The 19402-nt window shown below is 64.2% G+C and carries 19 protein-coding genes; 8 read left to right on the forward strand and 11 right to left on the reverse strand.

Annotated elements, in window-relative coordinates:
• Positions 1–59 precede the first annotated feature (59 nt).
• From RIE53_07435 to RIE53_07450, 4 genes are read left to right on the forward strand one after another with little or no spacing between them, the layout of a single operon-like run.
• Positions 60–713, forward strand: coding sequence for a uracil-DNA glycosylase (locus tag RIE53_07435; protein MEQ9104516.1), 654 nt, complete (start codon positions 60–62; stop codon positions 711–713).
• On the forward strand, positions 697–2052 hold the full coding sequence (locus RIE53_07440; protein MEQ9104517.1) for an AAA family ATPase: 1356 nt from the start codon (positions 697–699) through the stop codon (positions 2050–2052). The genes RIE53_07435 and RIE53_07440 overlap by 17 nt, the downstream gene beginning before the upstream one ends.
• A 9-nt stretch (positions 2053–2061) precedes the next feature.
• A complete protein-coding gene (locus RIE53_07445) occupies positions 2062–2598 on the forward strand; it encodes a TRAP transporter small permease subunit (GenBank protein MEQ9104518.1) in 537 nt (178 codons plus the stop codon).
• Positions 2595–3914 carry a TRAP transporter large permease subunit gene (locus RIE53_07450; protein ID MEQ9104519.1) on the forward strand — a complete coding sequence of 440 codons (1320 nt, stop codon included), beginning with the start codon at positions 2595–2597 and terminating at the stop codon, positions 3912–3914. Before RIE53_07445 ends, RIE53_07450 begins: the two co-directional genes overlap by 4 nt.
• Here the strand turns inward: RIE53_07450 and RIE53_07455 are convergent.
• From RIE53_07455 to RIE53_07470, 4 genes are read right to left on the reverse strand one after another with little or no spacing between them, the layout of a single operon-like run.
• Entirely contained in the window at positions 3898–4554 is a 657-nt protein-coding gene (locus RIE53_07455; GenBank protein ID MEQ9104520.1) for an esterase, read from the reverse strand. The genes RIE53_07450 and RIE53_07455 overlap by 17 nt on opposite strands.
• Positions 4551–5102 carry a TIGR00730 family Rossman fold protein gene (locus RIE53_07460; protein MEQ9104521.1) on the reverse strand — a complete coding sequence of 184 codons (552 nt, stop codon included), beginning with the start codon at positions 5100–5102 and terminating at the stop codon, positions 4551–4553. Before RIE53_07460 ends, RIE53_07455 begins: the two co-directional genes overlap by 4 nt.
• 2 nt (positions 5103–5104) lie before the next feature.
• Entirely contained in the window at positions 5105–6205 is a 1101-nt protein-coding gene (dctP, locus tag RIE53_07465; GenBank protein MEQ9104522.1) for a TRAP transporter substrate-binding protein DctP, read from the reverse strand.
• A 51-nt stretch (positions 6206–6256) separates the two neighbouring features.
• Positions 6257–6967 (reverse strand): SDR family oxidoreductase, encoded by a 711-nt coding sequence (locus RIE53_07470; protein MEQ9104523.1) that lies wholly within the window; start codon positions 6965–6967, stop codon positions 6257–6259.
• Positions 6968–7112: 145 nt separating this feature from the next.
• Here RIE53_07470 and RIE53_07475 point away from each other — a divergent pair, with 145 nt between their 5' ends.
• Positions 7113–7850, forward strand: a complete 738-nt coding sequence (locus tag RIE53_07475; protein MEQ9104524.1) for an RNA methyltransferase — start codon at positions 7113–7115, stop codon at positions 7848–7850.
• Between the two features lie 3 nt (positions 7851–7853).
• On the opposite strand, the gene RIE53_07480 is transcribed toward RIE53_07475, so the two are convergent.
• Complete coding sequence (locus RIE53_07480; GenBank protein ID MEQ9104525.1) at positions 7854–8474, reverse strand: methyltransferase domain-containing protein; 621 nt, start codon at positions 8472–8474, stop codon at positions 7854–7856.
• A gap of 104 nt (positions 8475–8578) precedes the next feature.
• On the opposite strand from RIE53_07480, the gene RIE53_07485 reads away from it, so the two are divergent.
• Positions 8579–10087 (forward strand): hypothetical protein, encoded by a 1509-nt coding sequence (locus RIE53_07485; protein MEQ9104526.1) that lies wholly within the window; start codon positions 8579–8581, stop codon positions 10085–10087.
• Here RIE53_07485 and RIE53_07490 read toward each other — a convergent pair.
• The 4 genes from RIE53_07490 to RIE53_07505 all read right to left on the reverse strand — a co-directional run bounded on the left by RIE53_07490 (position 10052) and on the right by RIE53_07505 (position 13820).
• On the reverse strand, positions 10052–10573 hold the full coding sequence (locus RIE53_07490; GenBank protein ID MEQ9104527.1) for a hypothetical protein: 522 nt from the start codon (positions 10571–10573) through the stop codon (positions 10052–10054). The two genes, RIE53_07485 and RIE53_07490, sit on opposite strands and share 36 nt — an antisense overlap.
• 92 nt (positions 10574–10665) lie before the next feature.
• A complete protein-coding gene (locus tag RIE53_07495) occupies positions 10666–11151 on the reverse strand; it encodes a hypothetical protein (GenBank protein MEQ9104528.1) in 486 nt (161 codons plus the stop codon).
• Between the two features lie 26 nt (positions 11152–11177).
• Positions 11178–13124, reverse strand: coding sequence for a GNAT family N-acetyltransferase (locus RIE53_07500; GenBank protein ID MEQ9104529.1), 1947 nt, complete (start codon positions 13122–13124; stop codon positions 11178–11180).
• Positions 13125–13127: 3 nt separating this feature from the next.
• A complete protein-coding gene (locus RIE53_07505) occupies positions 13128–13820 on the reverse strand; it encodes an ABC transporter ATP-binding protein (GenBank protein ID MEQ9104530.1) in 693 nt (230 codons plus the stop codon).
• A 130-nt stretch (positions 13821–13950) separates the two neighbouring features.
• Between RIE53_07505 and RIE53_07510 the strand changes: the two genes are divergently transcribed.
• Complete coding sequence (locus tag RIE53_07510; GenBank protein ID MEQ9104531.1) at positions 13951–15186, forward strand: hypothetical protein; 1236 nt, start codon at positions 13951–13953, stop codon at positions 15184–15186.
• 14 nt (positions 15187–15200) lie between these two features.
• Here the strand turns inward: RIE53_07510 and RIE53_07515 are convergent, their stop codons facing one another.
• Positions 15201–17567: a glutamine--tRNA ligase/YqeY domain fusion protein gene (locus RIE53_07515; protein MEQ9104532.1), complete on the reverse strand. Its 2367-nt coding sequence runs from the start codon at positions 17565–17567 to the stop codon at positions 15201–15203.
• Positions 17568–17691: 124 nt separating this feature from the next.
• On the opposite strand from RIE53_07515, the gene RIE53_07520 reads away from it, so the two are divergent.
• Positions 17692–18255 (forward strand): GNAT family N-acetyltransferase, encoded by a 564-nt coding sequence (locus RIE53_07520; GenBank protein ID MEQ9104533.1) that lies wholly within the window; start codon positions 17692–17694, stop codon positions 18253–18255.
• Between the two features lie 11 nt (positions 18256–18266).
• Here RIE53_07520 and RIE53_07525 read toward each other — a convergent pair whose 3' ends face one another.
• Positions 18267–19391: a DUF4097 family beta strand repeat-containing protein gene (locus tag RIE53_07525; protein ID MEQ9104534.1), complete on the reverse strand. Its 1125-nt coding sequence runs from the start codon at positions 19389–19391 to the stop codon at positions 18267–18269.
• Positions 19392–19402 lie beyond the last annotated feature (11 nt).

Genomic DNA, 19402 nt, shown 5'->3' on the forward strand with positions numbered 1-19402 from the left:
GCCCCGGAATCGACCGTCTATAAGGAAAATTCGTTGATCCTGCCCACGATCCTGACACAATGGACGCGACATCGCTCACCGAACGCCTGAAGGCGCTCCTGTATACCGACGACCCGGGTCCAGGTCTGTTCAATCCGTACGCTTCCTACGATGCGGAACGGGACCTTCCGGATGCCGTCGCCATCCGGCGCAGCAACCTGGAGCGCTACATTACCGAGCGTAGTCAGACGCCGTCGGTCGTCCTGCTGGCCGAGGCTCCGGGGCCCTGGGGATGCCGGTTCTCGGGCGTCCCTATCACCAGCGAGGCCCAACTTGTTGATCCGGAATTTCCCATTCACGGCCGGCAATCCAGCCGGATGGGCGAGCCGCTCCCGGAGTACAGCGCAGGCATCTACTGGCGCATCCTGGAGCCCTGGCACCATTCGGTGTTCACCTGGAACGCCGTTCCGTATCATCCCTTCAAGGAGGGTGCGCCCATGAGTATCCGCACGCCCCGCGTTGCGGAGATCAAGCGATTCCTGCCGGTGGTCCGTGCGGTACTGGACGCCGTGGGACCGTGTCGGGTCGTGGCCGTGGGGCGCAAGGCGGAGCGGGCGCTGGCGGAGTTGGACGTGGACTGCACGTATGTGCGTCATCCGTCCCAGGGTGGCGCAACGTTGTTTGAAGAGGGCATTCGTTCACTATTCCTGGAGATGCATGACGATGACCGATGATCTGTTCGATGCGTCCGCCCGGCGGCTGCGCGGCAGCCGGGCACCTCTTGCCGATCGGATGCGTCCGCGCACCCTGGACGAGTTCTCGGGCCAGGAACACATCCTGGGGGAAGGTCGCCTGCTCAGGCGCGCCATCCAGGCGGACCGCGTCACGTCGCTCCTGCTGTTCGGCCCGCCCGGTACCGGAAAAACCACGCTCGCCCGGATCATTGCCGGAACGACCCGCTCGCACTTCGTGACCCTGAATGCCGTGTTGGCCGGTGTCAAGGACATCCGGGTGGCCATCCACGGCGCCGAGGAGCGCCTGCGGCTGCACGGACAGAAGACCATCCTGTTTATTGACGAAGTCCACCGCTTCAACAAGTCCCAGCAGGACGCCCTGCTTCCACACGTCGAAAACGGCACCGTCACCTTCATCGGCGCCACGACCGAAAATCCGTACTTCGAGGTCATCAAGGCCCTCGTGTCCCGTTCCCGCGTGTTCGAACTGCAGAGCCTGACGGAGGAGGATCTGGCCGATGCCGCCCGGCGGGCGCTCACCGATCCCGAGCGGGGATACGGCCGCATGAAGGTCACGCTCGACGACGACGCGCTCGCCCATCTCGTGTCGACGGCCAACGGCGATGCCCGCTCGCTGCTGAACGCCCTCGAACTCGCGGTGGAAACGACCGCCGAGGACGAAAACGGGGAGCGCCGGATTACGCGGGATGTGGCCGCCGAGTCCATCCAGAAGCGGGCGGTGCTGTACGACAAGGAAGGTGATGCCCACTACGATACCATCAGCGCGTTCATCAAGAGCATGCGGGGCTCCGATCCGGATGGGGCCCTGTATTGGATGGGGCGCATGGTCTATGCGGGCGAGGACCCCCGGTTCATCCTGCGGCGCATGCTCATCTTTGCCGCCGAGGACATCGGGTTGGCCGACCCACGCGCACTCCAGGTGGCCGTTTCGGCCGCGCAAGCCTTCGAGTACGTCGGCATGCCGGAAGGCCGGTTCCACCTCGCCCAGTGTTGTCTGTACCTGGCAACGGCCCCCAAAAGCAACACGACGGCCGCGTTCTTCGACGTTCTCTCGCACATCGAGAACGAACGTACCGACGACATTCCGAACCACTTGAAGGACGGTACCCGCGACAAGAAGGGCCTCGGTCACGGGGAAGGCTACCTGTACCCCCATGCGTACCGGAATCACTACGTTCCCCAGCAGTATCTGCCCGATGGTATGCAGGGGTCCGAATTCTACACCCCGAGCGATATGGGATACGAACGCACCATCGCCGAGCGCCTGGCGTACTGGCGGTCACGGAAGGAAGGTGAGGAAGATACCGATGCGTCGTAGATTGCCCGCATGACCCACCCGCTCATCCGCGTCGCCAATGCCATCGACCGTGCCCAGGACCGGCTCGGCAAGTGGATCATTTGGGTCGCGCTCGTCATGGTGCTGATTGCCGCGTTCAACACCTTTGCCCGGTACACCGACCGGATGACGGGACTCGGGCTGAGTTCGAACATGTACATCGAGCTGCAGTGGTACCTGTTTTCCGTGCTCTTCCTGTTGGGGGCAGCGTATACCCTGAAACACGATGCCCATGTCCGGGTGGATCTGCTCTATGGCCGATTGGGTCCGGTCGGGAAGGCCTGGATTGACCTGGGTGGGACGGTCCTGTTCCTCATCCCGTTCTGCGTGCTCATGCTCTGGGTGTCCTGGCCGTCCGTGGTCAATTCCTGGAGCGTCATGGAAATGTCGCCCGATCCGGGTGGGTTGCCCCGCTACCCCATAAAGACCGTCGTACCGCTCGCCTTCATCCTGGTGCTCATCCAGGGCATTTCGCTCGGTTGCCGGTCCCTGGCCACCATCCGCCTGGGAGGGGCGCCGACCGCATGAACGGCGATATCCTTGCCCCGCTGATGTTTGTCGGCGCCCTGCTGCTCATTTTCTCGGGCTTTCCGGTGGCGTTCTCCCTGGGAGGGACCGCGCTGATCTTCGCCTTCATCGGCGTCGAAATGGGATACTTCGATTGGCATCTGCTGTTGGCCATGCCGGACCGCACGTTCGGCATCATGTCCAACTTCGTGCTCCTGGCGGTGCCCTTCTTCATTTTCATGGGGACCATGCTGGAAAAATCCCGCTTGGCCGAGGATCTGCTGACCACCATCGGTCAGGTGTTCGGTCCGGTCCGCGGGGGATTGGCCCTGGCCGTGGTATTCGTGGGGGCCCTGCTGGCCGCGGCAACCGGTGTCGTGGGCGCCAGTGTGGTAGCCATGGGCATGATTTCGCTGCCTGTCATGATGCGTTATGGCTACAGCAAGGAGCTCTCTGTGGGCGTGATCACGGCGTCGGGCACACTCGGACAGATCATTCCCCCGTCGGTCGTACTGATCGTGCTGGCCGACCAGATGGGCGTGTCGGTGGGCGACCTGTTCCGGGGCGCCCTCATCCCGGGCATCATGCTGGCCGGGATGTATGCGGCCTATTGCGGGGGCGTAGCCATCTTCCAGCCTCGGAAGGCCCCGGCACTTCCACCCGAGGCGCGACCGGATGACCTGTCGAAGCTGCTCCGCCGCGTGGCGCTGGTTCTCATGCCCCCGCTGGTGCTCATCCTCTTGGTCCTCGGGAGCATTTTCGCCGGGATCGCCACGCCCACCGAGGCGGGTGCACTCGGGGCACTCGGAGCCATGGGGTTGGCGGCTGCGAACCGTCGGCTGAACTGGAAGGCCGTCCGAGAAACCGCCGACGTAACGACCAAGCTGACGTCCATGGTCCTGTTCCTGCTTATCGGGTCGACCGCGTTTGCGCTCGTATTCCGCGGCCTGAACGGCGACCTGTGGATTGAAGGGCTGCTCACTAACCTGCCGGGAGGCGTCATCGGCCTGTTGATCGTGGCCAACCTGGCCATTTTCATCCTGGGGTTCTTCATCGACTTCTTTGAGATCGCGTTCATTGTGATCCCACTCCTTGTGCCGGCGGCCGCCCTGTTGGGGGTGGATCTCATCTGGTTCGGCGTCATGATCGGCATGAACCTGCAGATGTCCTTCCTGACGCCCCCGTTCGGTTTCGCGCTCTTCTATCTGCGTGGGGTGGCTCCCCCGGGCATAACCACCGCCCAGATTTATCGCGGCGCGGTGCCCTTCATTGTCATCCAGATGATTGGCCTGCTGGCCATCATCCTGTGGCCGGAACTGGTCAGCTGGGGTCGATAAGCGAGGCCAGGACATCCGGGTCCATCCGGTGCCCCCCCTCGAAGGTGACGAGCCGGGCGGCGCATCCGTGACCGGAGAGCGTGGCCATGGCGCGGTCCACCCGGTCTGGCGGAAACAGTGCATCATCCGAACCGGCCACCACCACGATCTCGGGTACATCGGCCAGGAGCGCCCATTCCTCATCGCTCAGGTCGTCCGCTGCGGGCGCGGCCCACAGGATGAGTTGGTCGGGCTGCACGGCTCCGTTGGCGACCCATCGGCTGGCCGTCGGCGCTCCCTGGCTGAATCCCAGGACGCGCAGGCGCAGGTGGTCGGGTGCCTCCTCCAGAAGGTGCTCCAGGAGCGCATCGAGCCACGCCACGTGGTCCAGGATTTCGTACTCCCGCTCCTCCCGGGTCATCCAGGAGGCGCCCACCGTGCGTTCGCGGTGGTTCGTGTAATACCGGGACAGGCCTTCCGGGCACACCAGGACCCGACCCGGAACCAGCAGATCCTGCGTGGACGTCAGGTCCGCCGCAAAGTCCGGAGCGAGCTGCCCATAGCCATGCAGGGCGACCATCAACTCGCATGTTTCGGCCGATACGTCCCCGCTGGCGGTGTACCGGGCCATCCGGGTGACCGGAAAATGATGATTCTTCATAGTGAGTCGTTGAGGGCCTCAATGACATCCCCGGGATCGGAGATGATGCGGAACAGCGGTTCGCCGGACGCGCGGATGAATCCCTGTTCGTTCATTTCGGCGAAGAAACCCATCAGCGAATCCCAGAACCCGTTCAGGTTCAGGAGTACGATGGGTCGGTTGTGGTAGCCCAATTGCCGGAGCGTCAGGACCTCCATGAATTCCTCCAACGTGCCGTACCCGCCCGGAAGCACGAGGTAGGCATCGCCCCGCTCGTACATGATCCGCTTGCGTTCCCGCATGGTATTCGTCAGGATGAGCTCATCGGCCAGTTCATAGGCAATGCCCTCCTTGTCCTTCAGGGCGTGCGGAATGACGCCGACCACGTGGCCGTCCTGTTCATGCACCGCACGGGCCAGCGTGCCCATGAGACCGACGGCTCCACCGCCGTAGACGAGCTGCAGGTCATGCAGGGCCAGCGCACGGCCCACCCACGCTGCCGCGTCGTGATAGTCCGGGTGGATCCGGTTGCTTGACGAGCAATAGGTGGTGATCGCGTGGATGGCCATGATCAGCGATTGAATGCGAACGTACTGTAGGATTGCTCGGCCACATTCATCCACCGGTTCGACACGTCGGCAAAGGCCTTGTACGAGGCGTGAATTTCACCATACTGGGTATTCGAAGCGGCCTCCTGTTCCAGCAGATCCCGGGCAATGCGTCGCGCCTCGACCAGGATATCGTTGGAGAACGGCTCCAGCGCAATGTCCTTCTGGAGGAGCCGGTCCAGGGCCGGGGGATTCCGGGCGTCGTAGGAGGCCAGCATGCCGACGTTGGCCTCGGCGCAGGCCGCTTCCATGGCCGATTGGTAGGTGGATGGAAGCTGGGCCCAGGCGTCCTGGTTGATGTAGAAACTCAGCCCCGGTCCGGGCTCCCACCACCCCGGGTAGTAGTAATTCTTTGCGACCTGCCAGAATCCGAGTTTTTCGTCGTCATACGGGCCGGTCCACTCGGTGGCATCGATGGTTCCGGTCTCCAGGGCGGCGTACACATCGCCACCGCCGAGCACCTGCACATTCACGCCCATTTCCGCCATGACCCGACCGCCCAGGCCGGGTATCCGCATCTTCAATCCGCGCAGATCGGCCAGGCTGTCGACTTTCCGGCGGAACCAGCCGCCCATCTGGACGCCGGTATTGCCACCCGGATAGTTGCGGACGTTGAAATCAGCGAACATGCGCCGGGTGAGTTCCAGTCCCTCCCCGTGGTACATCCAGGCATTGAACTGCCGGGCGTTCAGTCCGAACGGGACCGTGCAGTCGAACGCCAGCGCCGGGTTCATGCCCGTGAAATAATAGCTCGCCGAGTGCCCCATCTGGACCGTACCCTTCTGGACGCTGTCCAGCACCTGGTCGAACGGGACCATCTCACCGGCCGGGAAAACCCGAACCGTGAATCGGCCATCGGTCAGGCTCTCGAGCCTATTGGCCATGACTTCGGCAGCGTGGAAAATCGTGTCGAGGGACCGGGGGAAACTCGATACCAGGCGCCACTGCACGCGGGGATTCGTCTGGATGGCGGGTGCGCCGTCGTCGGCCGCGGCACAGCCGGTCAGCAGGGCGCCTCCGGCGGCGGTCAGTGAGGCGTTGCGGACGAATTCACGACGTTTCATGGGCAGTTCGGGAGATGGATGCAAGGGGGCGGACCCGAATATACACGCCCGTCACGTCTTCGGTCGGAGTGGACGCATGACCACCTCGGAAATCAGATAGTTGTCCGGTGCTTCGAGCACATGGATGACCGTGGACGATACGTCCTTGGCCTGCATGGGGTTGTTGGAAATGGGCACGCCGGCCTGTTCGAAGAACTCCGTTTCGATGGACCCCGGAAAGATGCAGGTCACTTTTATGCCATCGTTGCGCAACTCCTTGAAGAGCGACTCGGAATAGCCCCGGAGTCCGTACTTGGTCACGTTGTAGGCCCCGACGTTCGGATTCCCGATGAGTCCGGCGACCGAGGCCACGTTCAGGATATGTCCCCCGAATCCGTCGGCTTCATTCTGTGCCCGCATGAGCGGAATGGCCGCCCGCGTGCACAGGAAAACGCCGGTCAGGTTCACGTCCATGAGCTGCTGCCATGTTTCGAGCGACATCTCGTCCGCCGGGCCGAATTTTCCCAGGCCGGCGTTGTTTATGAGGATATCCACGCGATCGCCAATACGGTCAAATGCGTCCTTGACCGCATCTTCCAGGCGGACGTCACAGACGATGCCCGTGAAACGGGGACCCAGCTCTTCGGCCAGGGCATCCAGCCGGTCCTGGCGGCGGGCAAGCCCGAACACCTGGGCGCCTTTCGCGACGAGATCCTTGGAGAAACGGGCACCGAGTCCGGAACTGGCCCCGGTTACGACGGCCACTTTATCGGTCAACTGCATGGTGGGTGTTGGGTGGGTGGGTGGGTTCAACCTGCGGGGTTGCATGCGGGGCGGTCCGGCCGGGTTCCCGGCGTGTCCGATCGGATGGAACGCGCTATTTTGTCGCACGGCTTCATGCCTTCGCCCACCTCCCCGGAAACAGCCCATGCCCTCCAGACCCACCAATCGCGAGAAAGCCGAACAGGACCTGGCCCGTCTGGAGCAGGATGCGGGTGCCCCCTCCGCCGATGCTGCCGCGTTTCCACCGGAGGAGATCATCCGACTGCTCGAACCGCACGTATCGCCGGAGCGGATGGTGCGCATCAGGGACGTCGTGGCCGCGCGGACGCGGCATATCGTTCCCGTGGTGGAAGGGGTGGCCAACACCGGCAACGTGAACGCGGTCATGCGCACAGCGGAAGGCCTGGGACTGCAATCCTTCCATGTGATCAAGGGGGATACCCCGCCCAAGCATTCCCGCCGGACGTCACAAGGCGCCCACAAGTGGCTGGATGTGGCCTTCTGGGAATCCCCGGTCGACTGTGTGCAGGCGTTGCGCGCGTCCGGCTACAGGATCCTGGTGACGCACCTGGACCCGACCTCCGTTCCGATTGATGAAGTGGATTTTTCGATGCGCTCCGCGCTGGTGTTCGGCAACGAGAAGTCCGGCGTGAGTCCCGAACTCCTGGCGCTGGCCGATGCGTCCATCGTGCTGCCACTCACGGGATTCGTCCAGAGCTACAACATCTCGGTGGCGGCGGCCATGGCGCTTCACTTCGCAGACCGGGCCCGGCGCGCGGCGGGTGTGGGTGCCTTGACACCGGACGAACGCCTCCGGTTGGAGGCGGACTTCCTCATGCGCGCCGTGCGGCATGCGGACGAGATCCTGGCGCTGGCGCGGTAAGGCTCAGGATGGTCCGGTTGGCGTTTTGGTCAGCCGGATGGCGCGCCAGATCCCGCCGAATGCGGCCGGGACGTTGGCCTCCACTTCCAGCGGCAAACCCGCCACGAGGTCCTGCCAGCGGCGATTGATGTCCGAGAAGAGGAGGGATGCCGGGATGTTCAACACGCGGCGCACGAGTCCCGGTTGTTCGCGGTCGTCGGAGCGGAATTTGTCCATGAGGGACAGCGTCCCGCCGGGCTTCAGGACCCGCGTTGCCTCCTGGAGACAGGCCTTTCCGTCCGGTACGACGGCGGCAATCAGGTGAACCAGGACGACATCGAACCAGGCATCGGTAAACCCGAGGTTTTGTGCGTTCATGCGGTACGACTCCACGGTCATGCCCAGGGCGCGGGCGCGGCGGCGCATGCTGTTCAGCATGGGACCTGAAAGGTCCACGGCCGTGACGTGGCAGCCCTCGGGCAACAGCGGCAGATCGAGGCCGGTGCCGCATCCGACAATCAGGACGCGATCCCCCGGCCGGACGGCTGCCAGCGTCACGGCCCGCCGCCGCGCCCCCGCCAGCGGAGCCGCCAGGAGGTCGTAGACGGGCGAATAGAGGGAATATCGGAGACTCGACCAGTTCATGTTGGGCTTACCCACGCCTTCGGGCAAAGGTTGCCGATCGTCATGTGCGGAACCGATATATTGCGCTGTCGAGCCGCACGCCTATCCACCATCCCGGATTCCCCATGTTCACTCCCCGAACACCCATCCGCTCTGCCGGACTCCTCCTGATTGCCGCATTGACCCTTGCGGCGTGCACGGAGCGCCAGCAGGTGTACGATATCGAGGGCCTCGGCCAGATCCGGTTCGGAAACTCCGGGGCCGCCGAGGCCCAGGAAGCCTTCCATCGCGGGGTGCTGTGGCTGCACAGCTTCGAATACGGCTTCGCCGAGGAGGAATTCCAGCGCGCACAATCCCTGGACAGCACCATGGTCCTGGCGTACTGGGGGGAGGCCATGACGCACAACCATCCGCTCTGGCGCCAGACCGACCCGGAAGCCGCCCAGGCCGTGCTGGCCAAGCTGGCGCCGACGCCGGAGGCCCGCCGGGCGCTCGCGCCCACCGAACGGGAAGCCCTGTACCTGGATGCCGTGGAAGCGCTCTACGGCGAGGGCGACAAGCAGGAACGTGACCGACGCTATTCGGAAGCGCTGGGCCGGCTGCACGAGGCGCATCCCGATGACGACGAGGCACGGGCCTTCTATGCCTTGTCCATCCTGGGCCTCACGAACGGCGTACGCGACTACGCCACCTATGAGCGGGCGGCCTCCATCGTGGAACCCCTGTTCGAACGCAATCCCCGCCACCCCGGTGCGGCACACTACATCATCCATTCCTATGACGATCCGGATCATGCGGAACTGGGCCTGGAGGCCGCCAATGCCTATGCCGACATCGCGCCCGGTGCCGGACATGCGCAACACATGACGACCCATATTTTCCTTGCGCTCGGTATGTGGGACCGTGTCATCGAGAACAATATCCTGGCCACGAAAACCATTGTCTCGCAGCGAGGTGAACAGGATCCGGCACCCTGGGCCTGCGGTCACTATACGTCGTGGCAGCACTACGGGCACCTGCAGAAGGGCGAATTCGCCGAGGCGGAAACGCTCATGGATGCGTGCCAGGCCTGGGTGGATGCCCAGGGCGGGCCTTCCGGCGGGGCCGGCAATTACTGGTCGAGCATGCGGGCCCATCACCTGCTGGATGCGGGAGATCCGTCCCTCATTGCCCGTTGGTCCGGAGATCCGGCCGCGGGTCGTTCGCCCACCGCGGGAGAAGGATGGCCCGATTCTCGGGTGCGCGTGTACGCCACGGACGCCGTCGTGCGCATGCGCGCCGGGGAGCAGGTGGATGTCACGTCCCTGCTGGCCACCATTCCGGACGAACCCGCAGGCAACCGCATCATGAAATTGCAGGTGGAGGGGTTGGCCGCCCTGCAGGGGGGGCGAACCGAGGAAGGACTGGCCCGATTGACCGAAGCAGCCGACATGGAAGATGCATTGCCGCTTGAATTCGGCCCGCCGGAAATCCCGAAGCCGAGCCGGGAATTATTGGCTGAAGCGTTGGCCGATGCCGGACGATTGGGCGAGGCGCGTCAGGCGCTGGAAGTCACCCAGGCACGCATCCCCGGGCGCCGGGCCGCAGCGGTCCTGGGCTCAGCCGCGCAGATGGTCGCGGACAACCTCGAGTAGCGCATCTTTTTCCTCGCCACGGACCGTATGGTCCAGCCGTTTCAAGCGGGCGGCAAGGTCACGGACCGCTCCCCACATGCGGGGATCGGCGAAGTGGATGCGCACGCTGCGCGCACTTTTTTCCAGCAGACGGTTCATGACGGCCATGCTGGTCGTGGCAGCGGGGTGGAATCGGAGGCACATCTTGCGGATGCGGAGCCGGTCTTCCTCGGAGCCGAAGGCGGCATCGGGGGCCCGCTTTCCGTTCTCGGCACAGTACCGCTCTTCCGCAATGCCACCCGCCACGTACATCTTGAACCACGACTCGGCCGTGGCTGCCGTATCCGGCATGCTGGCTTCGAGGACGAGGTCCACCGGGGGCGTGCCTGGCTCCCGGATTTCACGTACCCGGATGCCGTAATACACACAAAGTGCGATGTGTCCTGCCTGATGGAACGCGGCCGCATCGAGGTCGGAGGCCGGGACCAGGGGTCGGACGGTACTCATGCGGGCGCTATGGGCTTGGATGCCTTGGGTCATGGTTCCTGGGCGGACACTTCTTGCACGCACAGTATCGACCGGCTCCGCCCCGACTTAAATCAGCGCCTGTTGAACCACCAGCGCGCTCCGATTGCGCCATTGATGTCGAAATCCGTGTCCGGGGCCAGGTCCATGACCGGGACCACTTCGACGAAGAACTCGATGGGTGCCTGTCGCAGCAGCGTGGTAAGGCCAAGCGGGAATCGGACGCCCAAGCGGTCATCACCCCGCTCTGCCATGCGCATGCGGCCGCCAATGCCGAAGTAGAACGGAATCCGACCGGTCAGGTCTTCGGTGGCGAACAGGTAATTGCGGTGGTACAGGTAGTCGGCATGCACCTGGAAGCGGGCATTCTCGTTGACCGACCAGGCGACGGCACCGTCAAGGGCATTGTGGTCGTTCAACCATGTCTTGGCTGAAATACCGGTGGGCTCACCCACGATGATGCCCAGGCCGAAGTTGCTCTGCGCAAAAACGTGGGATGGCAAAAGCGCAGCGGCGGAGAACAGGACGGCGAAAAACGCCAGGAAAAGTTGTTTTTTCATGCCCCTCATACGCCGTTCAGGTATTACTATGTTCCCGTATTGCCACCCACGCCCGAAATGAGGGAGCCCAGTATCCGACGATACAGTTCATCCCCGAGTACTCCGTCTTCGACTTCCTCGTCAATATTGGGGTTGTCGTTGACCTCGATGACCAACGGACCCGTGGGGGTCTCCTTGAGGTCGACGCCGAACAATCCGCGACCAATGGGCAACGCCGCTTCGGTGGCGGCCTGGAGCACCGACGGCGGGACGGCCTCCAGCGGCAGGGTTTCCCAGTCGCCGTAGGCAATCTGGCCCGGGCTGGATTCGTGCTGGATGATCTGCCAGTGCCCGTCGGCCATGAAATAGCGGCACGCGAACAAGGGCTTTCCGTCGAGGATGCCAATCCGCCAATCGAATGCCGTCGGCACGTAGGACTGCAGCAGGAGCAGGTCGGACTGCTTGAACAGGGGCTCTGCCCGGGCGCGCAGGCCGTCCGCGTCTTCCACCCGGTGTACCCCAAGGGAAAAGGCCGAGTCGGGTACCTTCAGCACGGCCGGATACGTCATGGTTTCCGCCAGCGACTTCAGGTCCCGGCGGTCGAACACCGTCGTCTTGGGCGAGGGGATGCCGTGCGCGCGGAGCATCTCGAACAGGAAGATCTTGTTCGTGCATTTCAGGATGGCTTCCGGCGTATCGTACACGGGAATGCGCTCGTCCTCGGCCTTGCGGGCGAAGCGATACGTGTGATGGTCCAGGCGGGTCGTTTCCCGGATGAAGAGCGCATCGAACTGGGCCAGCCGGTGCAGGTCGTGACGGTCAATGCGGGTTATCCGGGCACCCAGGTCCAGGGCGGCCTGCTCGAAACGTTTCAAGGCGGGCTCATCGGAGGGCGGAACGGGTTCGTTCGGGTCCACCAACATGGCAATGGACGTGGCCACGCGCGGCAACGGCTTCGAGACCGGCGAACGGGCCTTCAGGAAACGTGCCAGCTCCGCGGCAAAACGGGATCGGTCGGCCTCGGACAACCGGTGGATGCCCATGGCCTCGATGTCCTCGATGACCGGGTGGGGGTCACGGCCGAACCAGACCTGCAGGATGGGACAGCGGAACTGGTCGAACAACGCCGCCGCCACGTAGGACAGGGCCTCCACTTCCGTGTGACCGAAGAAGATGAGGGTGGATTCCGGTAGATCCGTGAGCTCGGCGGCCCGCTTCAGCTGCGGCTCCAGTTCCGTGAGGGCGCGCCGGTGGATGCGTTTCCAGTTCACATCCAGCAGGTTGTAGGCCGCCGGATAGCATCGCTCCCCGCGGGCCTCGGCCAGCAGGCTGACATAGTACCCCCGCGTCATGTGCTCGTAGCTGACGCTCAGGTTCACCACTACACGGCCCGGAACCGCCAGCCCCACGGACAGATATTCGCGGACGGTGACCACGCGTCCGATCTTTTCCAGGTCCCGGCCCTGTTCCGTCTTTTCCACGACCAGGAGCGGAACGCGGCCCCGGACTGGTGTATCGGAACTGACCACCGTCAGATCCTTCCGCATCCGGAAGCCGTCGGTGCCGTCCTCGTAATATCCGGGCAGCCGTTCATGGACCACGTATCCCAGTCGGTCATACAGGGCCTGCACACGGTCCGAATCGGTCCGGACCTCGAGCGTCAGCAATGTGCGGTGACTCTGGCGGGCAATTTCCTCCGCCACGAGCATGAGCTGGGTCCCCAGACCATAGCCGCGCACCTTTTCGTCCACGGCAATGGAGTAGATCCGGGCGCGGCGGGTACGGCGCGGCAATTGGAGAATGAGGTATCCGGCAATCGTGCCGTCGGGCAATTCCGCGACCAGAAGGCGGGTCGAACCGGTTTGCAGGAAGCGCCGGAAACTGCGTCGGTCAATGCGGTCGCCTGAAAACGCATGGTTTTCGAGCAGGGTCAGGGCGTCAAGGTCCTGTTCGCGCGCGTTCCGGACGAGCGCTGCAGCCGAAAAGGCTGTCATGGGTTATACAGCTTGATCAGAGGTTTGGACATCCCGTTCCACGCGACCGTCCACCAGTTCCACAATCCGTTTGCCCCACGAGGCCCAGTGTTCGGAGTGCGTCACCTGGATGATGGTCACGCCTTCCTCTTCATTGAGTCGCTTGAACCAGTCCATCACGATTTCGCCGTGGGTCGTGTGCAGATTGCCGGTGGGCTCGTCCGCGAGGATGAGCTTCGGTTTCATGATAAGTGCGCGCGCCACGCCGACCAACTGTTGCTGGCCACCGGAGAGCTGGCTCGGGAACAGGTCCTTCTTGGCCACCATGTTGAACCGGTCCAGCATTTCGGCCACCTGGCTCTTGCGCTCCGACCCCTTGATTTTCTTGTAGAGCAGCGGGGTCTCCAGGTTTTCGTAGACCGTGAGGTCGTCAATCAGATGGTACGCCTGGAAAACGAAGCCGATGTACTGGCGATGCAGGTCGGTGCGCTGCCGTTCGTTGATCTTGTGGACCGGCTGGTCGAAGAAGAAGTACTCACCGGTGGACGGCTCATCCAACATGCCCAGGATGTGCAGCAGGGTGGATTTTCCCGACCCGGACGGCCCCATGATGGACACGAATTCCCCTTCGTTCACCGTCAGGTCAATGTTGCGCAGCACGAAACTGCGTGAGAAGCCGTTCAAGTACGATTTGGTCAGTTTGCTTACGGTAATCACGACGGGCAACGGGCAGGTGACAAAGACAACAGGACGAAAACGCGGTCGTCAAGTTACGCGCTGCCGGGCGAACAATTACGGGCGCCCCGGGTTGTCCGCGGAGACCGTTTCCCACTGCCTGTTGCCTTCCATGTCCCGACGATTCCCGTCCCCCGCTTCGCCCGCCCTGGTCTTCCTGCTCGCCCTGCTGTGGTCCGCCTGTGCCGCGCCGGAACCCGTCACCGCACCCGTGGACGTGGTCGAGACCGAGCCGGAAGGGCCCGCCATCGACGTGATCGCCGCCCGGGATGGCGGTCTCGTGTACCGCTTCCTGCGCACGGGGGAGGAAACGGACCTTCCCGGGGGCGACCGACTTGAACAGGCCCTCCCCGCACCACAGGGCCACGCACTTGCCCTCTGGACCATGGGTCCCGACAGCTCCCGGGTACACGTCCTGGACCGCCGCACGGGCGCGATCCGCCAGGTATGGGTCGGACCCGTCGATGAGCGGGTTTCGTTGGCCTGGTCCCCGGACGGACGCCGCCTGGTGGTGGGGCACCACACCGGCAGCGCGACCGACATGGGTCCCGGCGGCATTGTCCGCGTGGACATCACCTCGGCGGGCAATGCCCCGGACGACACCCCCCTTTCCCTGGGAGGGGTGAAGGATGTGGGATGCTCCGCGTCGAAGGTCGTGCTGGCCGTGCGCCCGGACGGCTCCCTGCTCGTGCGCGGCTCCGACAACCTGTATGTGGTTGAGGCGGACGGATGCGCCACGCTGCAGACCATCGATGCCCGGCGAATGCACAGTATTTCGGTGGCCCCCGACGGTCGGCGCCTGGCCTACATTTTCCGGGAACTGGTGTACAACCGGCAGGCCCGGGCCTACGAACCCGACTCCACGCTCTACGTGTCCGCGCTGGACGATGCCGAGCCGGTGAAAGTGATCGGTGACCGGTACGCACCCCGGAATCCGGTCTGGTCTTCCGACGGCACCCAGTTGGGATACGACGTGCGCCCACCCGACGGGGATGGTCGGCGAACCGTATCGTCCTGGACCGTGGCAGACGGACAGTCCGGTTACATCGTCCCACCCGGGGCCGCCGCGGGCTCCGTGACGAACCTCCGCTTTGCGCCCGGCTCGGCGGTGGTGGCATTCCAGGTGGACGGGGAGTGGCACTTCCGCGGCGGCCCCGGCACGTTCATGCAGCCGTTCCCCGGCGCGGAGTCGCCGACGGACTTCGTGTGGTTCGACGGCACCCGCGTGCTGGCCCGGTACGGGGACCAAGGCTCGGGCATTGCCGCCCCGGCCCTGCTGACCCTCGCGCCCGGCACGACGCCCGAACCCATTCCGAACGCCGTATGGGCGGCCCCGGACGTGCGCTGAGGTGTCGACGCGCGCTATTGCGCAGCCAGCCGTTCCTCCAGCATCTCCTTGACCACCTGCGGATTGGCCTTGCCACCCGTCCGTTGCATGACCTGGCCCATGAAGAACCCGATGAGTCCGGTCTTGCCATCCCGATAGGCCTGGGCCCGGTCGGGATGGGCCTCCACGACGGCCTGGACCGCTGTGGTGAGTGCAGACGTATCGGAAATCTGGCGCAGTCCGCGCGCATCCACCACGGCATCCGGCTCGGCGCCCGATTCCATGACTTCCTTGAGGACCTCGCGGGCCAACCGGTTCGACAACACATCTTCTGCATGGAGCGCGAGGACGGAAACGAAGCGGGTCGGCGTCAGGCGGTCGCGGATCGCCGCAATGCCGTCTTCCGGCAGCATGGGCCGGACTTCGTGGATGAGCCAGTTGGTCGCCGAGTCCCGCATGCCCGGTGCCGCGGTCGCCACGTCCCGGAAATACGCATCCAGTTCGGCGGACGTGGCCAGGACCGCTGCATCATCCAGCGAAAGCCCGGCGAAATCGGCCTGCAACCGTTCCACCCGTGCACGACCGGCATCATCCAGCCCCGACAGGGGGTCCCGTGTGAACGCGACCGGCGGTGCTGCAGTTGGCTCTGAGGTTGGCTCTGTCGCCGCCGGAGCCGAGACTCGGGCTTTCGCCGAGCCCACCGCCTTTCCCGTGTCCTGCTTGGCCCACGTATCGCGCAACGTGATGGTCCGGTTCCAGACCATCCGCCCTTCGGCCGCCGCCACCGGATCGCGGTAGAAATAGCCGTTCCGTTCGAACTGGAAGCGGGCCCCGGCTTCGGCCTCAGCCACCGCCGGCTCCACCCACGCCTGGGGAATGACCTGCAGGGAGTCGGGGTTCAGGTGGTCCAGGAAGGTCTGCCCTTCTTCGATGACGTCCGGGTTCGGCACGTGGAACAGCCGGTCGTACAGGCGGACTTCCACGGGCACGGCATGCGCCGCGCTGACCCAGTGGATGGTCCCCTTCACACGCCGGGCTGCGCCGGCCCCGGAGCCCGATCGGGAGTCCGGGTCGTAGGTGCAGTGCACTTCGGTGATGGCCCCGTCGGGGCCCTTCACGACGCGTTGGCACTTCACGATGTAGGCGTTCCGCAGCCGGACTTCCTGTCCCGGGCTGAGCCGGTGGAAATTCCGGGGCGGGGTTTCCATGAAGTCGCTCCGCTCCATCCACAGCTCCCGTCCGAACGGTACCATCCGGGTGCTGCCCTTCGTGTGGGCCAGGGGATGATCGGGCGGCCAGTAGGAGGCCTTGAGCTCATCCACCACGCCTTCCGGCCAGTTCGTGATGACCATTTTGAGCGGGTCCAGGACGGCCATGGCCCGGGGGGCGGCGGCGTTCAGGTCGTCCCGGATGGCATATTCCAACAGCGAGATATCCACCCGGTTGTCCGCCTTGGCGACGCCGATCAGGTCGCAGAACGCGCGCAGGGCCTCCGGGCGGATGCCGCGTCGCCGCAGTCCGGCAATGGTGGGCATGCGCGGATCGTCCCAGCCCTCCACGTGGCCGCCCTTCACCAGCAGCAGCAGTTTCCGCTTGCTGGTCACCGTGTAATCCAGGTTCAGCCGGGCGAATTCATACTGATGCGGCCGGGGCGGGGCGCAGACCGCATCCACCAGCCAATCATAAAGCGGTCGATGCACTTCGAATTCCAGGGTGCACAGGGAGTGGGTGATGTTCTCGATGGCATCCTCAAGGGGATGGGCCATGTCATACATCGGATAGATGCACCATGTGTTGCCCGTGCGGTAATGCTCCGCGTGGCGGATCCGGTACAGGAGAGGATCGCGCATGAGCATGTTCGGGGAGGCCATGTCGATCTTCGCGCGCAGCACGTGGGCCCCGTCCGGGAATTCCCCGGCGCGCATCCGCCGGAAGAGATCCAGGTTTTCCTCCACGGACCGGTCCCGGTAGGGGCTGTTCGTGCCCGGTTCCGTCACCGTACCGCGCGTGGCGCGGATTTCGTCCATGTCCTGGCTGTCCACATAGGCCCGCCCCTGACGGATGAGGTCCTCGGCAAACCCGTACAGCTGCTCGAAGTAGTCCGAGGCGAAATACAGGTGTTCGTCCCAATCGTAGCCCAGCCACCGCACGTCGTCCTGGATGGAACGGACATATTCCATGTCCTCCGTCTCGGGGTTCGTGTCGTCGTAGCGCAGGTGGCAGCGGCCGCCATACTCCTCGGCCAGACCGAAATTCAGGCAAATGGCCTTGGCATGACCAATGTGCAGGTAGCCGTTGGGCTCCGGCGGGAATCGCGTGATGATGTCCCCGGGCACGCGTCCGGAGGCGCGATCCTGGTCGATGATCTGCTGGATGAAATGCCGGCTTTTTTCTTCGCTCACGGGAGTCTGGGCAGGGTGCGGAGGCAGGATGCGGAAGTCAGGGCAGGAGGTCTGCCGACAGGATAGTATGTCAGGAAACTAAGCACCCCGCACACGGTCTATACGGCCCATACCCATGAATTCCATGAAGATCCACGCTCGAACCGAACGGCTGCTGCTGCGCGACTGGACGGACGATGACCGTGCTCCCTACACGGACATCGTCACAGACCCCGTTGTCATGCAACATATCGGCGACGGGCAGCCGCGTACGCCGGACTACGCCCGCTCATTCGTGGACGCCCAGATGGCCCACCAAGCGGACAGGGGATGGATGCGTTTCGCGGTCGAACACGCCGCCAGCGGCGCGTTCATGGGCTTTTGTGGCCTGGACACCATGCCGGTCGATGCGCGTGGTCACGACCTGGGACGCCTGGACTTCGGTTGGCGATACGGACGGGACTGGTGGAGCTCCGGATTCGGCTTCGAGGCCGCGTCGGCGGCGCTCTTCGTGGCCAGGGAATCGTTCGGTCTGACCCACATCACCTGCCAGTCCTACCTGGAGAACCCCGGATCCATCCGCATCATGCAGAAAATGGGCATGCGCGAGATTGGCGCCGACACAGCACACGGCCGGCCACTCGTCGTCTATGGATTTCCAGACGAGTGGCCGGCCGGTAAACTGCCTCAGGGCTGCGCTCGGGACTGAAGAAACAGGCCCTAATTGCCCTCGCGGATGGTCACGTCGCCGTCCCGGGTCTTGATCTTGATGAGGTTCGCACCGCCACCCACGCTGCCCGTGGCATGGACCCGCCCACCGGAACTCCAGCGACCGCCGCGCTGGTCCACCTTGACGTCAAGGTCGAAGTCCGAGTCGATCCTGTAGTCGTCACTGTCGTCGTCCAGGATGATTTCGATGTCGAACTCCATGGACAATCCCTTGGGTACGGTCAGGGTGATGTCGCCCCCCATGGACTCCAGTTCCACGTGACGGTCGCCTGTCGTGCCGCCCACCATGTGGACTTCCACGTCGCCGCCCATGGTCTTGGCTTCAATCCAGCCATTGATCTCGCCGACCGTGATATCGCCGCCCATGGTGCTCGCCTTGACGAATTCCGCGGCCTTCCGGACCCGGATTTCACCGCCCATCGTGGATACGTCAGCGCCGAAGAGGGCTTCTTCAAGGACCACGTCGCCGCCCATGGTGTTCAGTCTGACCGGACGATTGCCCGATCCTGCTGCCCTGCCCGAGCTCACATTGTCATAGGTCACGTCGCCTCCCATGGTGGATCCGTCCACCGTGCCGGTGACGTTGCGCAGGTCGACATCGCCACCCATCGTGCTGACTTTGCCGTCCACGGAAGAATCGCGGAGCAGGACGTCACCGCCCATGGTCTCCATGCTGACTTTGCCCTTGAGATTGCTGAGCGTCAGGTCGCCGCCCATGCTCGTGCCTTCCAGATCCCCTTCCACGCCGTCGATAACAATGTCGCCGCCCGTGGTTTCCATGTCCAGATTGAAGCGGGAGGGTACCATGACCGTGACCTCGACCACCGCGCGTCCCCGGCGCATGCTGTTGTCGGTACGGATGGCTACCCCGCGGCTGGTCTCGTCAATGTCCACCTCGACGCTCTCGGCATCGCGGCCGGTGATCCGGACGTCCACGGAGACCTCATTCCGGTCCCAACCAGTAATGGAAATGTCCCCGCCCGTGCGGATGTCCATGGTCAGGAGTTCGCCGGGCTGAACGGTAAACGTACGGCTGATGTCCTGCGCCGAGGCAACCTGGAGGCTGCCCATCAGGATGGCGGCAAAAAGAAGTGCGTGATTGAAACGTGTACGCATGGGAGTACCGA

It is taken from the genome of Rhodothermales bacterium (assembly GCA_040221055.1).
Taxonomy (GTDB): domain Bacteria; phylum Bacteroidota; class Rhodothermia; order Rhodothermales; family UBA10348; genus 1-14-0-65-60-17.

What these genes read in the sequence shown, in the direction of transcription:
- RIE53_07485 (MEQ9104526.1), top strand. Translation starts at nt 8,579, where the DNA reads ATGTTCACTCCCCGAACACCCATCCGCTCTGCCGGACTCCTCCTGATT.
- RIE53_07440 (MEQ9104517.1), top strand. Translation starts at nt 697, where the DNA reads ATGACGATGACCGATGATCTGTTCGATGCGTCCGCCCGGCGGCTGCGC.
- RIE53_07450 (MEQ9104519.1), top strand. Translation starts at nt 2,595, where the DNA reads ATGAACGGCGATATCCTTGCCCCGCTGATGTTTGTCGGCGCCCTGCTG.
- RIE53_07435 (MEQ9104516.1), top strand. Translation starts at nt 60, where the DNA reads ATGGACGCGACATCGCTCACCGAACGCCTGAAGGCGCTCCTGTATACC.
- RIE53_07455 (MEQ9104520.1), bottom strand. Translation starts at nt 4,554, where the DNA reads ATGAAGAATCATCATTTTCCGGTCACCCGGATGGCCCGGTACACCGCC.
- RIE53_07500 (MEQ9104529.1), bottom strand. Translation starts at nt 13,124, where the DNA reads ATGACAGCCTTTTCGGCTGCAGCGCTCGTCCGGAACGCGCGCGAACAG.
- RIE53_07495 (MEQ9104528.1), bottom strand. Translation starts at nt 11,151, where the DNA reads ATGAAAAAACAACTTTTCCTGGCGTTTTTCGCCGTCCTGTTCTCCGCC.
- RIE53_07470 (MEQ9104523.1), bottom strand. Translation starts at nt 6,967, where the DNA reads ATGCAGTTGACCGATAAAGTGGCCGTCGTAACCGGGGCCAGTTCCGGA.
- RIE53_07480 (MEQ9104525.1), bottom strand. Translation starts at nt 8,474, where the DNA reads ATGAACTGGTCGAGTCTCCGATATTCCCTCTATTCGCCCGTCTACGAC.
- RIE53_07445 (MEQ9104518.1), top strand. Translation starts at nt 2,062, where the DNA reads ATGACCCACCCGCTCATCCGCGTCGCCAATGCCATCGACCGTGCCCAG.
- RIE53_07520 (MEQ9104533.1), top strand. Translation starts at nt 17,692, where the DNA reads ATGAAGATCCACGCTCGAACCGAACGGCTGCTGCTGCGCGACTGGACG.
- RIE53_07475 (MEQ9104524.1), top strand. Translation starts at nt 7,113, where the DNA reads ATGCCCTCCAGACCCACCAATCGCGAGAAAGCCGAACAGGACCTGGCC.
- RIE53_07525 (MEQ9104534.1), bottom strand. Translation starts at nt 19,391, where the DNA reads ATGCGTACACGTTTCAATCACGCACTTCTTTTTGCCGCCATCCTGATG.
- RIE53_07510 (MEQ9104531.1), top strand. Translation starts at nt 13,951, where the DNA reads ATGTCCCGACGATTCCCGTCCCCCGCTTCGCCCGCCCTGGTCTTCCTG.
- RIE53_07460 (MEQ9104521.1), bottom strand. Translation starts at nt 5,102, where the DNA reads ATGGCCATCCACGCGATCACCACCTATTGCTCGTCAAGCAACCGGATC.
- dctP (MEQ9104522.1), bottom strand. Translation starts at nt 6,205, where the DNA reads ATGAAACGTCGTGAATTCGTCCGCAACGCCTCACTGACCGCCGCCGGA.
- RIE53_07490 (MEQ9104527.1), bottom strand. Translation starts at nt 10,573, where the DNA reads ATGAGTACCGTCCGACCCCTGGTCCCGGCCTCCGACCTCGATGCGGCC.